This is a genomic window from Corynebacterium sp. HMSC072A02 (assembly GCF_001810085.1).
GTDB lineage: Bacteria > Actinomycetota > Actinomycetes > Mycobacteriales > Mycobacteriaceae > Corynebacterium > Corynebacterium hesseae.
Genome location: NZ_KV799848.1, coordinates 24,864 through 39,319 on the forward strand (window position 1 = coordinate 24,864; position 14,456 = coordinate 39,319).

The window sequence follows — 14,456 nt, forward strand, 5'->3', positions numbered from 1 at the left end:
AAGAAGATCATGTCCACCCTGTTTACTGGAATCTCAGAGCTGCGCACGGTGTCGGAGGCAGGCACGCTTGCCGACGCCTCCCTCATCGCCAACACCGACGGCACCATCGCCTGGATCGGACCGGCCTCCGAGGCGCCAGCCGCGGACGAGAAGGTCGACCTTGGCGGGCGCGCAGTTCTGCCGGGCTGGGTGGATTCCCATACCCACATGATCTTCGACGGCGACCGCTCCGCCGAGTTCGAAGCTCGCATGGCGGGCGAGTCCTACCAGGCCGGTGGCATCGCCGTGACCATGGACGCGACCCGTTCGGCGGGGGAGGAGCGCCTGGAAAAGCTTCTGGTGGAGCGCATCGCCGCCGCCCGCCGCGGGGGAACGACGACGCTGGAGACGAAGACAGGCTACGGCCTCAACACCGCCTCCGAGGTTGAGGCCGCTCGCGTGGCGGCCCGCCACGTCGATGACGTGACCTTCCTTGGCGCGCACCTCGTGCCGCCGGGAGCAGAGGCCGAGACCTACCTCGACGAGGTGGTCGGCCCCATGCTCGATGGGGTGGCCGAGCACGTGCAGTGGATTGACGTCTTCTGCGAGCGCGGTGCATTCGACGAGGATCAGTCGCGCCGCGTGCTCGAGGCCGGTAAGGCCCGCGGATTGGGCGTGCGCGTGCACGGCAACCAGCTGGGCGAGGGGCCAGGCGTAGCACTCGCGGTGGAGCTGGGTGCTGCCTCCGTGGACCACGTCAACTACCTCAGCGATGCCGATGTTGAGGCACTGGCGTCTTCGGATACGGTGGCCACCTTGCTGCCTGCCTGCGACCTGTCCACGCGTGAGCCGCTGGCACCGGGACGCAAGCTTATCGACGCCGGCGGGACCGTCGCCATCGCCTCCAACCTCAACCCGGGCACCTCGTACACTTCCTCGATGAACTTTTGTGTGACCACGGCCGTGCTTCAGCAGCACCTCACCCTCGATGAGGCCATCGCCGCCGGCACGCTGGGCGGTGCCACCGCGCTGCGCCGCCAGAATGTTGGCGAGGGCAAGGATGCGCAGGGCCGTCCGGCCAAGGGCTCGCTGGTGGTCGGTGCTGCCGCGGACCTCCATGTCCTCGATGCCCCGAGCGCTATCCACTTGGCCTACCGCCCGGGCATGCCGATGACCTGGAAGACCTTCGTGGGTGGCCGCGAAGTCTAGGCCGGGGCAAAGGCACCATTTGAGGGGCACCGTATAAAGAAACCGACATGTATTGACGTGGGGTTTTAGATTTCGGAAGCCGCAAATGGTGCCTTTGGGTTTGGTATCTTCGGTCTTTTTGGGCCTTCGCGGACGGGGACTAAGTGTGATTCAAAGGGCTGGGTCAAATGGGGCTGAGTTAAAGGGCCTTGGCTGAAGTTCGAGGTGCCGGGGTGCCGTGTCGGGAAGAGACAGGTCGTGGGGAGAAATAGCTAATCTCACCTCAGTGCCGTACTCTGGTGTGAGCAATGAGCATTACCGATAACGCCACCGGCGGCGTCAACGAGCCGGAAGAATTCAATAAGTCGGAATCTCAGGAAAACTCGCAAGGTGGCGAAGCAGTGGACGCTTCGCAGGTGTCGAACCAGGACACCGGGGCTGCGAATAACCCTGAGGACACCGGCGCTGAAGAAACTTCAGCCAACGACAACTCCCAGGGTTTTGCACACCTCGGCCTTCCCGATGACGTTCAGGAAGCCGTGTCCAAGGTGGGCTTTACCAAGCCATCCCCGATTCAGGAAGAAACCATCCCGATCCTCATGGAGGGCCGCGACGTCGTCGGCCTCGCCCAAACGGGTACGGGTAAGACCGCAGCCTTTGCACTGCCGGTGCTCTCCCAGATCGATACCGAGGCTCGCTATCCGCAGGCCCTAGTCCTTGCGCCTACGCGCGAGCTGGCTCTCCAGGTTGCGGACTCCTTCCAGTCCTTCGCCGACCACTTGGGTCGCATCGAAGTTCTGCCTATCTACGGTGGCCAGGCTTATGGCATCCAGCTCTCTGGTCTGCGCCGTGGTGCCCAGATCATTGTGGGTACCCCGGGCCGTGTCATCGACCACCTGGAGAAGGGCTCCCTGGATATCTCCCAGTTGCGCTTCCTCGTCCTCGATGAGGCGGACGAGATGCTCAACATGGGCTTCCAGGAAGACGTTGAGCGCATTCTTGAGGACACCCCTGAGGACAAGCAGGTCGCACTCTTCTCGGCCACGATGCCGAACTCCATCCGCCGCCTGTCCAAGCAGTACCTCAACAACCCTGCCGAAATCACGGTGAAGTCGGAGCGCCGCACCAACGACAACATCACGCAGCGCTTCCTCCTAACGCCGCACCGCCACAAGATGGATGCCTTCACTCGCATCCTCGAGGTCATTGACTACGACGCCATCATCGTCTTCTGCCGCACGAAGCATGCGACCGAAGACGTGGCCGACAGCCTCAAAGAGGCCGGCTACAACGCCGCTGCCATTAACGGCGATATCGCGCAGCAGCAGCGTGAGCGTACCGTCGATCAGCTCAAGGATGGCCGCCTGGACATCCTGGTGGCTACCGACGTTGCTGCCCGCGGCCTCGACGTCGACCGCATTACTCACGTGGTCAACTACGACATCCCGAATGACACCGAGTCCTACGTGCACCGCATTGGCCGTACCGGCCGTGCTGGCCGCACTGGCGAGGCCATCCTGTTCGTCACCCCGCGTGAGCGCCGCATGCTGCGCTCCATCGAGCGCGTGACCAACGCCCGCTTGGAGGAGATGGATCTCCCGACCGCGGATGAGGTCAATGCCAAGCGCAAGGAGAAGTTCTTCGCGGCCATCGGTGCCTTCCAGCAGGACAAGCAGTTCGACTTCTTCCGCGACATGGTGCGCGAATACTCCGCGGCAGAGAACGTGGCGATGGATGACATCGCGGCCTCCCTGGCTGTGCAGCTGCAGGGCGGAACGGACTTCCTGCTCAAGGAGCGCCCGGTGTCCAAGAAGGACCGCCGCGAGCGCGATCGCTTTGAGCGCGACGGCCGTGGGCGTGACCGCGATCGTGATGGCCGCGGGCGTGACCGTGGTGGCCGCGACCGTGACCGCGGCCCGCGCCGACCGGACGGGGACTTTGAGACGTACCGGCTGGACGTCGGCAAGCGCCAAGGCGTGCGCCCCGGCGCCATTGTGGGTGCGTTGGCCAACGAAGGTGGCCTGACCTCCAAGGACTTCGGCCGCATCACCATCGCCGTGGGCCACACCCTGGTGGACCTGCCGAAGAACCTGGACCCGGCGGTGCTGGACCGTCTCAAGGACACCCGCATTTCCGGCCAGCTCATCAAGATTCAGAAGGATACCGGACGCCCGCCGCGCCGGAACTTCGACGATGACCGCGGCCGCGGCGGTTACGGCGGGCGAGGACGTGGTGGACGCGGTGATCGTGGCGGATACCGTGACCGTGACCGCGGTGGACGCGGCCGTGATCGTGGTGGACGCCGCGGCGGCTGGCGCGACTAGCCTCCGCTCGGCGCCGCAGCGGCGTTAGAGCAACACAAGAAAACCTCCCAAACTCGTTCACGCATCGTGCGAGCTTGGGAGGTTTTCGCTATTGGGGCCTAGACCCGAAGGATTAGACGTACATCAGGATGGCGCACACAACCCACAGCAGGTTGAAGATGCCGGAGAACATAGCCAGCTGCTTCTTTAGCTTGGCCACATCAGCGCTGCCCGGGGCAGCAATCGCGGACATGGCCTGGTTCTGCTTCGGGATGACCACGACGAGCAGAATAACCCAGGCGATGACGGCCAGAAGAAGAGCGATGTGGAACTGGACCTGGGACTTGTAGGTATTGAGGTCAGTAAGGAAGACAGCTAGACCAATGACCGGAACAATAGCGGAGATATAGCCATACGTCGAGGTGATCTTGCTGAGGACACCGGCGGCACCAGCTGCAGAAGCATCACCGGAGGCCGCCTTTGCCAGCTGGCCGGGGAAGGCGGAGGTGGAGATACACACGGTACCGACCAACAAAATTGCGGTGAAGGCGTGGAGGAAGATGAGCAAGCTAGTCATGGGAGGGTGCTTATACCTTTCTGTACGGGGCTTTTCCCTGCGAGAGTCTAACGGCGCGGTGAGATGAAATCGAATCGACACTGGTGGCGCATGACCACGTAGTCGCGGGAGGGCAGCGGTAGTTGGTATTTGCGGGCCACTGCGGCAAGCCGCTGCGAGTAGTCGCAACGGTCGGCGGGCGGAAGCCAATCGGCCGGTAGAGAATCGGACTTGGCCTGGTTGAGGTTGCGGGCGGTGGCGACGAGGTTGAGCGGATCGTTAGCAAAGGCCATCTTCTTATCCGGCGGCCAAACTGATGCCCCAAGGTCCCAGGCCGCCGCGAGCGGGAAGACGTGGTCAACTTCCACGCGGTCCGGCGCGGGCGCGCGGGCATAGGGATCGTAGAGGGCCCCGTCAATAGTCTGCGCGGCCTTGACGTTGTCCCGTGTTCCAGGTGCCCATCCGCCGAAGTCTTCCCGTTCATAGCCGGGGACCTCCACGCGCGCGGGCACGGTTGCCACGCCCAGATCAGGTCCGGGGAGGAGGTGATAGCCGCCGTAGACAACGGTTGCCACGGAGAGGAAGCCTATATATACCGTGCGCAGGTTCATGCACTTTTAGACTGCGCGGGGGTGTTCGCGGTTCCCGTATGAGCAGGAAGCCTGTGAGCGCACAGGGAGGGCTACATGGATGCAGTCAAAAGGCATTTCCCAGAAGGCATCAGTAAGAAGGTTTCTTTGGGGGCAAAGACACCTTTTAGAGGCTCGGACACGGCGTTCTCGAAGCAAAGGCACCTTTTGGGAAATGCCTTTTGAGAAATGCCTTTTAAGTAGCGACCATGTAGAGCCATCCGAGCCAATCACAAGCGAAACCCCGCCACAGCAGTAACTGGACTGCTGGAGCGGGGTTCGCGCGTGAGGGGGAGAAGGGGAGAGGCTTACTTCTGAACTTGCTCCGCTGCCTCCTCGAAGTCCAAGTCATCGTTCTTCTCAACGAGCTTGGCCAGGCGGGATGCCTCCTCGAACTCCTGGGTGACCTTCTCATCCGGAGCCTTGGTGGCCAGGGAAACGCCGACAGTCACGAGCAGAGCGGAGATGAAGCCCGGTACCAGCTCGTAGAGGGTATCGCCCAGCGGGCTCATGCCCCAGCCAATCGCAACGACAGCACCGGTGATCATGCCGGCGATGGCGCCGGTGGAGTTGAGTCGCTTCCAATACAGCGACAGCAGCACCAGCGGGCCGAAGGTGGAGCCGAAGCCGGCCCAGGCGAAGCCGACCAGGCCCAGAATCGAATCCGACGGGTTGATGGCCAACACGGCAGCGATGACGGCGATGGCCACGACAGCGGTACGGGAGAGGTTGATCAGGACGTTCTGGCTCGGCTTTTTCTTGGCGAAGATGAGGTAAAGGTCCTCAATCAGGGAGGTGGAAACAACCAGCATCTGGGAGGACATCGTGGACATGATGGCCGCCAGAACGGCGGTCAGGACCAGACCAGCAAATAGCGGGTGGAACATGACCTGAGCCATGTCCAGGAAGATGGTCTCGTAGTTCTCCTGGTCAGTGATGGAGTGGCTGGTCTCAGTGAAGAAGACCGTGCCGGAGAGCGCGACGAAAATAGCACCGATGAGGGAGATACCCATCCAGCTGACACCGTAGAAGCGGCCCGCGCGGGCGTCGGAAGGCTTACGCAGCGCCATGAAGCGCACGATGATGTGGGGCTGGCCAAAGTAGCCCAAGCCCCAGGCCAGGTTGCCGATGATGACGGCGGCAGACACACCAGAGAACAAGGAGAAGTAATCGGGGTTCTCAATTACACCACCGGTGGCGTACGGGTTCTCAGCGGCGAAGCTGAAGATTTCGCCGGGGTTGTCCAAGGAGAAGAGCACCATGATCGGCACGATGATGAGAGAGGCGAACATCAGTAGGCCCTGGACGGTATCGGTGTAGGACACCGCGAGGAAGCCGCCGACGAAGGTATAGAAGACCGTCACGGCAGCCACGACGAGCATGCCGACCATGTAGTCACCGCCGAAGCTGGACTCGAAGTAGCGGCCGCCGGCCACCATGCCGGAGGAGACGTAGAAGGTAAAGAAGAAGATAATGATTGCCGCCGCGATAATGCGCAGCAGGCGCGACTTATCGTGCAGGCGGTTCTCAAAGAAGGAGGGAACGGTAATTGAATTGCCGGCGATTTCGGAGTAGGAACGCAGACGCGGCGCGACCCACTTCCAGTTGGCCCAAGCACCGATGAGGAGGCCGATGGCCATCCATAGCTCGGACATGCCGGTCAGGAACAAAGCGCCGGGCAGGCCCATAAGCAGCCAGCCGGACATATCGGAGGCGCCGGCGGATAGGGCGGCTACGAACGGGTGAAGGCCGCGGCCGGCGAGAACGTAGTCGTCGTACTCATCCGTCTGCTTGTAGCTCCAGAAGCCAATGGCGGCCATGGCAAGCAGGTAGATGATCATCGCAACGACATACCAAGTGGAGTCTTGCACTGATCTCTCCTTGAGATTGAGATTAAGAATAGGACTCATCCACGCTAACGAGGCAAAAGGCCCTACCCAACTGAAAATTGGCTGATTGACCAGTATTTGGTTACCTTGGTCACAGCTTAATGTACGGTCTTACTGGTGTTACGCCGTTATGTAACGAGACTGTAACAATTGCGTATTTGGGCAGGAATCGGGAACTTTCTGCAACCCTTTCCCCACAAAGGTGTGCTGCTAAACTGGCCCCTATGGCTTCTTACCTGCTGCATGGCCTCTGGCTGCCCGTCTCCGGCCTGAGTCTATGGATCGAACAGGTCGAAGGGCACAAGATCGTCATGCCCTCAGCAGTCCCGGAGGGAACCTTTCCGGATGTGGTCGATACCATCCTGAGCAAGAAGACCTTCCGCAACCGAGCGCGCGTCTCCCTCCGCACACCGAAGGGCAAAGGTGTCTCCCTCATGGTCCCCATGGCCATGTTCGCCCCGGATGAGGCAGTGGAGACGCTGGCCAAACTGGAATACCTTGATACAGACAGCCAGGCGGTTTCGGCGGAACAGCGTGCAGCTATTGCGCCGGACCTCTTGTGGCTCATCCGCGCCTATCGCGGCCTGTACCGTTTCGTCCGTGCCGGCCGCGTGACCATCCGCCTGTCCTATCAGGCGGGTGAGTGGTACCCGATGTGGCAGCTGGCGTCCGGTCTGGGCGAGCGCAGTTGGCTGGCGGAAATGCTAGCTTCTGCGCCCGGCATTCTTTCTATTAATAACCGGGCGCTCTCGGATGATTTGGCCGATGAGCTCACGCACTGGATTGCCTATACTCAATTGCGCCCGCAGATCGATGCCCCACGCGCCGCGCCCTGGCACGAATTCGCTCAGGCCTTGCTGAAAACCGCGCCGGTCAAGAAGGGGCGCGCCCAGCTGCTGCGTGGGCTTAACGAGTGGAAAGATTCCATTACCTCCGTTGACCTGCAGCTCGTCTTCCTCGTGGAGGAACCGCCAAATAGTACTGACTCCGTCGAGGACGCAGCGTGGCCCATTCGCTTGCTGGTGCGCTCCGGTACGGATTCGCCGCTGCCGGTGCGGCAGGACCAGTTGGATCGGGGGAGCGTCGAGAAGCTGCGTGAGGCCCGCCGCCATGCCTTCGACGTGGCCCCGCGTCTGAAGTACAACTCCGCCCCGGCGAGCCGGAATGCGGGCGATTGGGATGTGTACCTGACCACCGAGCAGCTCGTCGATTTTGTTACCCACGACGCCGCTGCCCTGCGCAAGGCCGGTTTCACCGTGCTGCTGCCCAAGTCTTGGTCCCACATGGAGACCAAGGCCAGGCTGGAAACCACGGAGGTCCGTGATCCGGCCGATGCCGCCACCAAGGCGCACATTGGTATGGAGAAGCTGTTCAGCTATGACTGGAAGCTCTCGGTGGGTGACACGCAGCTTACCGACGCCGAAATGCAAGAGCTCATCACTTCTAAGTCCGGGCTGATTCGTTTGCGCGGCGAGTGGGTCATGGCAGATACCCAGGCCTTGAACAAGATCTCGCAGTACATGCGCGAGTTGGCCGATACCGCACGCAAACGCGCCCTGAAGGAGTTGGAGCAACTCGCAGCTACCGCAGAGATGGCCCGCCAGCTGGAACAGCCCGGCTGGGAAGAGCTCGTGGCCGAGGTGGAGCGCCGCCGCAAAGAATTCAACGAGGGCGAACAAGAAGAAGCGGTAACGCTTGCAGACCTGCGCGAGATGGCCTTGAAGTCCATGGCGGAGGACCCCGTGGCCTTCACCGGATCCGAGTGGCATACTTCGCTGCTCGGTGGGCTGGATAGTACGGCACCCGACCGCGTGGACATCCCCGATATGGTCCATGCCGAGCTGCGCGAGTACCAGCGTCGCGGTGTGGACTGGCTGTACTGGATGTCCCGCAACAACATTGGCGCGGTGCTCGCAGATGACATGGGTTTGGGCAAGACCCTGCAGCTGCTGTCTTTGCTGGCGGTGGAAAAGGCCGCCCATGAAACAGCGGGGGAAGCGGAGGCGTGGAAGCCCACCCTGGTGGTTGCCCCGACCTCCGTGGTGGGCAACTGGGCTAGGGAAGCCACGCGCTTCGTACCCGACTTTAAGGTCATGGTGCAACACGGCACCGGGCGCCTGAAGGGCGAGGAATTGGTCAGCGCAGCTCAGGAGGCCGATATTGTCATTACCTCCTATGGCACGGTGAGCCGTGACTTCCTCACATTGAGCAAGGTGGAGTGGGACCGCGTGGTCCTCGATGAGGCTCAAGCGATCAAGAACGCCTCCACGCGCTCCTCCAAGGCAGTGCGCGCCATCCCGTCACGTCACCGCGTAGCGCTGACCGGCACGCCGATTGAGAACCGCCTCTCAGAGATGCGCTCCATCCTGGACTATTGCAACCCGGGCATCTTGGGTTCGGCCTCCTTCTTCCGCAACCACTTTGCCAAGGCCATCGAGCGCGAGGGCAGCGATGTTATGGCGGAGCGCCTGCGCCTTCTCACCGGTCCGTTCATCCTGCGCCGCCTTAAGACGGATCCGAATATCATCGATGACCTGCCGGAAAAGTCCGAACAGATCATCACCGTGCGCATGACCGATGAACAGGCAGCACTCTACAAGGCCCTGGTCAATGACGTGGAGCAGGCCCTGGCGAAGAAGAAGGAGGGCATCTCGCGCCGCGGCCTCATCCTGGCATCACTGACGCGCATCAAGCAGATCTGCAACCACCCGGCGCACTTCTTGGCCGATGGTAGCCCCGTCACCATCAAGGGCAAGCACCGCTCCGGCAAGGTGGAGGAGCTCATGCGGATCATCGACCAGGCCATCGAATCTCAGGAGCGCGTTCTGATCTTCACCCAGTACAAGGCCTTCGGCGACGTTCTCCAGCCCTACCTCTCTGAACAACTGGGCTGCGAGATTCCCTTCCTCCATGGCGGGGTCAGCAAAAACCGGCGCGATCAGATGGTGGAGGAATTCCAGGCCGATAACGGGGCGCCCGTCATGCTGCTCTCGCTCAAGGCGGGCGGTACCGGGCTGAACCTCACGGCGGCGTCGATTGTCGTGCACATGGACCGCTGGTGGAATCCGGCGGTGGAGAACCAGGCCACGGACCGTGCCTTCCGCATCGGCCAGCAGCGCAACGTGCAGGTGTACAAGATGATTACCGCCGGTACCTTGGAGGAATCCATCCAAGACATCCTCGACGGCAAGACACAGCTGGCCGGTGCCGTCGTGGGCGAGGGCGAGGGCTGGCTCACCGAACTGAGCCCCGAGCAGCTGGCGGATCTCATGAGCTATAGGGAGCAGGAGAAGTAAATGGCACCGAAGAATCCTGAAGACAACAACGTCATCTACGCCAACTTCGGCACCCGCAAGCGCGTGAGCACGCCGGAGGAGGTCAACCGCGTCGACCGCGTGCGAACCATGCAGCCGGCGGCCACGCGCCTGCTCAATTTCGTGAACCAGCAGACGGATTCCGGCCGCATTCGCCGCGGACGCCAATACGCCACGGAGGGGCATGTCGTGGGCCTCGACGTGCGCAATGGTGCTGTGCACGGCAAGGTTGCGGGCTCTCAGAATGAACCTTTCGCGGTGCTCATCCAGGTGCCTTACCGCAACAATGAGGACATCGGGCGGCTGTCGGAGATGTTCGCACGCACCCCCAACTCCGTGGCGAAGGCCAGGGAGGGCATGCTTGCCGACGCCTCCCTCGACATCCTCATCGCCGAGTACCCCGACGACCTCCGTTTCTCCTGCACCTGCCCCGACCCGGAGTACGTGTGCAAGCACGTCGTGGCGGTGGCGGACCGCCTGGCCGCGCGCATGGATGCTGACCCATCCGTTATCTTCGCCCTGCGCGGACTTGATTTTGCGCGGCTGGAGCAAGCGGTCATGGAGCAGGCCAAGTCGGCCTCGGAGGACTCTTATTCAGCTTCCGCGGCCTCTGAAATCTCTGCCGAGGAGCGCAATGCCTTGTTCTGGGAGGGGCGAGAATTGCCGCCCCTGCCGGAGCCGAAAACCGCTCCCGCCGTCGATGATTCCGACCCGGAGTTGCTGCGCAAGGCCATGAGGTCTGTCAGCCATACGAACATAGATTTGCTTCGGGCCGTCTCCGATGTCGAGGACCTTTACTATCATCTGACGCACTAGACATTGCCACCCCAGGGGAGAGGCTCAAGCGCCAGCCCTGGACCACGTTGTAGGGAGTTTGCATGGCCGCGGTTACGTTCATCCACACCTCAGATTTCCAGCTGGGAATGACACGCTGGTTTTTAAGTCCCGCCGGGCAGTCGCGCTTTGATGATGACCGCGAAGCAGCGGTCCTGCGGCTCGGGGAGTTGGCCACCGAGACGGGGGCGGAGTTCATCGTCGTGGCCGGTGATGTGTTTGAGCACAACTCCTTGAGCAAATCTACGCTGCTGCGCGCCAAGGACATGTTTAAGCGCCTGCCGGTGCCGGTTTACCTGCTGCCCGGCAACCACGATCCTCTCGTGGCGGATTCCATCTTCTTCAACTCCTTTGCGGATAACGTGCACGTCATCGCGGATTCAGAGCCCATCGAGGTGCGACCAGGCGTGGAAATCGTCGGCGCTCCCTACCTGTCCAAGCGGGCTAATTATGACCTTGTTCGCCGCGCGCTGGAGCCGCTGCAGCCTGCCGATGAGGCCACGGTTCGCATCGCGGTGGGGCATGGCCAGGTGGAGTCCCGCGCGGGCGAGGGCGAGGACTCGGATGCCGATACGATTGACCTCTCCTTCGTGGAGGAGTGCCTGGATAAAGGCGTTATTGATTATCTGGCCTTGGGGGATACGCACTCCACGGAATCGCTGGGCCGTACCGGCAAGGTGTGGTTCTCCGGCAGCCCGGAGACCACGGCCTTCGACGATAGGGAGCGCGATTCGGGCAATGCCTTGGTGGTGACCGTTGAGGGGGAGCGGGTGGACGTCGCCAAGCACCGCGTCGGTCGCTGGGACTTCCGGGCGATTGATGCGGACGTTAACTCACTGGAGGAGGTCGAGGTTTTTCTTGCGGAGCTAGACGCCGTGCCGGAGAAGATCCGCACCGCGGTGAAATACAGCCTGCGTGGCACCGTGGGCCTGAGCGCGCAGGCTCGTCTTGAGCAGGGGCTGGCTGAACTGGAGGAGGTTTTTGCCTCCCTCAAGCCGCGCGAGAGGACGATGGATCTGCATCTGGCGCCCTCCGAAGAGGAGCTCAGCGAGTTGAGCTTGAGCGGTTATGCCGCGGATGCCCTGGCGGAGCTGCTTGAGGACTTAGACAACCCCACCGCCCGCGACGCCGCCAACCTGCTGTTCCGCCTCAGCGCGAAGGGAGCTTAATCATGATGCAGCTACATTCTGTTGAACTCAATAATGTCCGGGGCGTGGATCACCTGGAGGTCAAGGACCTCCCAGAAACCGGTGTGGTGGTCATCGGCGGGCCGAACGAGGCTGGCAAATCCACACTGGTGGAGTCTATTGATTTTGTGCTGACGCAAAAACACACCGCCAACTCTAAGGCGGTGAGGGCGCTGCAGCCCGCCGGCCGCGATGTGGGGCCCGAGGTCACGCTGGAGGCCACCGTGGGTCCCTATCATTTCCGCATCCACAAGCGGTGGGTGAAAAAGCGCACCTCGGAGCTGCATGTGTTCTCCCCGCGCCCGGGCCAGTGGACTGGTGCGGAAGCGGATGGGGAGCTCGAGCGCATTCTCAGTGAACATATGGACCGCGCGCTTGTCGACGCCCTCTTCGTCCGCCAAGACGATAGCCACGATGGCATCGCCGCCGTGGGCATTCCTTCCCTTACTGCGGCGCTAGAGGAGCAGACCGGGGCGAATGCCGTGGCGGAAGACTCCGAGCTGCTCACGCGCATCGAGGCGGAGTACAAGGAGTATTTCACCGCGAAGACGGACAAGCCGGCGGGGGACTATAAGGCCGCGATCGCCACGCTGTCAGAGGCGGAGGAGGAGCGCGCGAAGGCTGAGTCCGCGCTACGAGAGCTCGACGGCGTGGTGGAGCGCTATGAAGCCGCCGAGCTGAAGAAGGCCGAGGCCGAAGCGGCATTGCCGGAGGCCGTAGAAGAGTGCGAGCGCCGTGACGGCGAACTAGTCGCCGCCCGGGCCGCACAGGAGAAGGTCACGGCGCAGGAGGCAGCGGTGACCCGGGCCGCGGAAGCTGTGACGCGCGCGGAGGAGGAATCGGCGCGGCGCAAGGCTGTGATTGCTGAGCACTCCGCAGCGGTTGAAGCGGCCGAGCGTGCCGCAACTGCTGTTAGCGAAGCCCGCGAGCGCGCCGAGGAAGAGTCCGCCGCCCGCACGAAGCTGGAAGAAGAACGCGCCGAGGTGCACAAGCGTTATGAGGCCGTGCGCCAGGAGCGCCAGCGCGCCCGCCGCGCGCAGCGGCGCGCAGAACGTGAGGCCTTGGGCACCCGCCTCGAAGCGTTGACCAAGCTGGAAGAGACCTTGGCGTCGCGCCGCCGTGAGCTGGCTGCCGCTCCAGACGTACCAAACTTGAAAGCACTGGAAGACGCGGCTCGTGAGGTCACTGTCCAGGAGCGCCTGCGAGCGGCGGCTGCTGCCAAGCTGTACTTTTCCGGGAAAGGCTCCGTCGCCGTCGATGGCGAGGAACGCTCTCTGGAAAGCGGTGAAGAACTTGCAGTCGAGTTGCGTGAGGGCACGACCCTTCAGGTAGGCGAGGTCACCGCCCGCTATGCCGCAGGTGCCGGCGAAAGCGGCGAGGAAGGCGTGGAGAAGGCTCGCGCTGAGCTTGCGCGCCTGCTTGAGGACGCCGGGTGCGAAGACCTCGAGTCCGCCCGTGCCGCTCACGAGAAACACACCGAACTCGCATCCGCCGCGGATTCCGCGGCGCGCGAACTGGCTGCCGCGTTGGGAGGGGAGGACCTCGGTGAACTGCGTGCGCGTTTTGAGGCCAGCGCAGAAGAGGCTGAGGACGTCGAGGGCGCTGAGGAGGCCGCGGAACCGCGAGAGCTGGACGTGGTGGAGCAGGAGGAAGAGGAGCTACGCAGGAAGCTCGATGAACTCGACCGCGCTGTGGCACCCTACCGTGAGAACAAGGCTGGCGCGGCATTAGAGGTAGCCACCGTGCGCGCGGAGGAGGCAACCGCTCAGCGCGATGCCAAGGCCGCAGCCGTGGAGGCCGCCCGTGCTCAGCTCAGTGATGCCGACGTGACCACGGCTATCGAGGCAGCACAGGCCAAGCTGCAGGAAGAAAGAGAAGTACTGGCGGAGATGTCCGCGGTAGACGTGGACACCGCCGAGCATCTTGCCAAGGGAGCGCGTACACACGTGGATTCCCTGAAGGCAGCGGTGAATGCAGCGGTCGGTGACATGCGCGAGTTCCGGGGACTCATCGATATGCATTCCGGTGCGGCTGAGGATGCGGAGAAAGCCGCAGCCGAGCTCGAGGTTGCTCGTGAGCGCCACGCCGCTATCGAGCGTCGCGCGGAGGCTGCGCGTTATCTGCGCACTCTCATGCTGCGCCACCGTGACGCCGCGCGCCAGCGCTATGCCGCGCCGTTTGTCACAGCGCTCAATAGCTTGGCGCGAACAGTCTTCGGTGGGGATGTGGACTTCGAGCTGTCGGAAGAGCTCAAGGTCGAAGCTCGCAGCCGCGACGGTGAGACCGTGTCTTTTGACGCGCTCTCTGGCGGTGCTAAAGAGCAGTTGAGCATCCTGACGCGCTTCGCCATAGCTCAGCTGGTGTCCGATGAACCGGTGCCTGTACTGATCGATGATGCGTTGGGTTCCACGGACTCCCAGCGCCTTCAGCTCATGGCGGCGCTGTTCAGTAAGGCGGGGAAAAGCACTCAGGTCATCGTGCTGACCTGTATGCCGCAGCGCTATTCCTGGGTGCCTGGGCGAATGGAGCTAGATATGGAGAAACTTACAAGGGCCTAAGTCCCGGAGTGTAGGGTAT

General features: G+C 62.5%; 9 protein-coding genes. 6 read left to right on the plus strand and 3 right to left on the minus strand.

Features of this window, described 5'->3' with window-relative positions:
- Positions 1-9 precede the first annotated feature (9 nt).
- Together hutI and HMPREF2698_RS06955 are read left to right on the plus strand one after the other, a co-directional pair.
- Entirely contained in the window at positions 10-1,188 is a 1,179-nt protein-coding gene (gene hutI / locus HMPREF2698_RS06950) for an imidazolonepropionase (protein WP_070562957.1), read from the plus strand.
- A gap of 287 nt (positions 1,189-1,475) precedes the next feature.
- Positions 1,476-3,491, plus strand: coding sequence for a DEAD/DEAH box helicase (locus tag HMPREF2698_RS06955; protein WP_070562961.1), 2,016 nt, complete (start codon positions 1,476-1,478; stop codon positions 3,489-3,491).
- A 112-nt stretch (positions 3,492-3,603) separates the two neighbouring features.
- On the opposite strand, the gene HMPREF2698_RS06960 is transcribed toward HMPREF2698_RS06955, so the two are convergent.
- From HMPREF2698_RS06960 to putP, 3 genes are all read right to left on the minus strand, one after another.
- Positions 3,604-4,047, minus strand: a complete 444-nt coding sequence (locus HMPREF2698_RS06960) for a DUF2269 domain-containing protein (protein ID WP_070562964.1) — start codon at positions 4,045-4,047, stop codon at positions 3,604-3,606.
- 47 nt (positions 4,048-4,094) lie between these two features.
- A complete protein-coding gene (locus HMPREF2698_RS06965) occupies positions 4,095-4,637 on the minus strand; it encodes an HNH endonuclease family protein (protein WP_070524985.1) in 543 nt (180 codons plus the stop codon).
- Positions 4,638-4,963: 326 nt separating this feature from the next.
- Positions 4,964-6,526 (minus strand): sodium/proline symporter PutP, encoded by a 1,563-nt coding sequence (gene putP / locus HMPREF2698_RS06970; protein ID WP_070562968.1) that lies wholly within the window; start codon positions 6,524-6,526, stop codon positions 4,964-4,966.
- Between the two features lie 242 nt (positions 6,527-6,768).
- Between putP and HMPREF2698_RS06975 the strand changes: the two genes are divergently transcribed.
- The 4 genes from HMPREF2698_RS06975 (at position 6,769) to HMPREF2698_RS06990 (ending at position 14,437) form a co-directional block, all read left to right on the plus strand.
- Positions 6,769-9,840 carry a DEAD/DEAH box helicase gene (locus tag HMPREF2698_RS06975; protein ID WP_070562971.1) on the plus strand — a complete coding sequence of 1,024 codons (3,072 nt, stop codon included), beginning with the start codon at positions 6,769-6,771 and terminating at the stop codon, positions 9,838-9,840.
- Positions 9,841-10,674, plus strand: coding sequence for an SWIM zinc finger family protein (locus HMPREF2698_RS06980; protein WP_070562974.1), 834 nt, complete (start codon positions 9,841-9,843; stop codon positions 10,672-10,674).
- A 62-nt stretch (positions 10,675-10,736) separates the two neighbouring features.
- On the plus strand, positions 10,737-11,861 hold the full coding sequence (locus HMPREF2698_RS06985) for a metallophosphoesterase family protein (RefSeq protein ID WP_070562977.1): 1,125 nt from the start codon (positions 10,737-10,739) through the stop codon (positions 11,859-11,861).
- Between the two features lie 2 nt (positions 11,862-11,863).
- Positions 11,864-14,437, plus strand: coding sequence for an AAA family ATPase (locus tag HMPREF2698_RS06990; RefSeq protein WP_070562981.1), 2,574 nt, complete (start codon positions 11,864-11,866; stop codon positions 14,435-14,437).
- The last annotated feature ends 19 nt before the right edge of the window (positions 14,438-14,456 follow it).

Excerpts from the sequence above, each read along its gene's own strand:
- HMPREF2698_RS06960 (WP_070562964.1), bottom strand. The coding sequence starts at position 4,047 with ATGACTAGCTTGCTCATCTTCCTCCACGCCTTCACCGCAATTTTGTTG.
- HMPREF2698_RS06955 (WP_070562961.1), top strand. The coding sequence starts at position 1,476 with ATGAGCATTACCGATAACGCCACCGGCGGCGTCAACGAGCCGGAAGAA.
- hutI (WP_070562957.1), top strand. The coding sequence starts at position 10 with ATGTCCACCCTGTTTACTGGAATCTCAGAGCTGCGCACGGTGTCGGAG.
- HMPREF2698_RS06975 (WP_070562971.1), top strand. The coding sequence starts at position 6,769 with ATGGCTTCTTACCTGCTGCATGGCCTCTGGCTGCCCGTCTCCGGCCTG.
- HMPREF2698_RS06990 (WP_070562981.1), top strand. The coding sequence starts at position 11,864 with ATGATGCAGCTACATTCTGTTGAACTCAATAATGTCCGGGGCGTGGAT.
- HMPREF2698_RS06965 (WP_070524985.1), bottom strand. The coding sequence starts at position 4,637 with ATGAACCTGCGCACGGTATATATAGGCTTCCTCTCCGTGGCAACCGTT.
- HMPREF2698_RS06985 (WP_070562977.1), top strand. The coding sequence starts at position 10,737 with ATGGCCGCGGTTACGTTCATCCACACCTCAGATTTCCAGCTGGGAATG.
- HMPREF2698_RS06980 (WP_070562974.1), top strand. The coding sequence starts at position 9,841 with ATGGCACCGAAGAATCCTGAAGACAACAACGTCATCTACGCCAACTTC.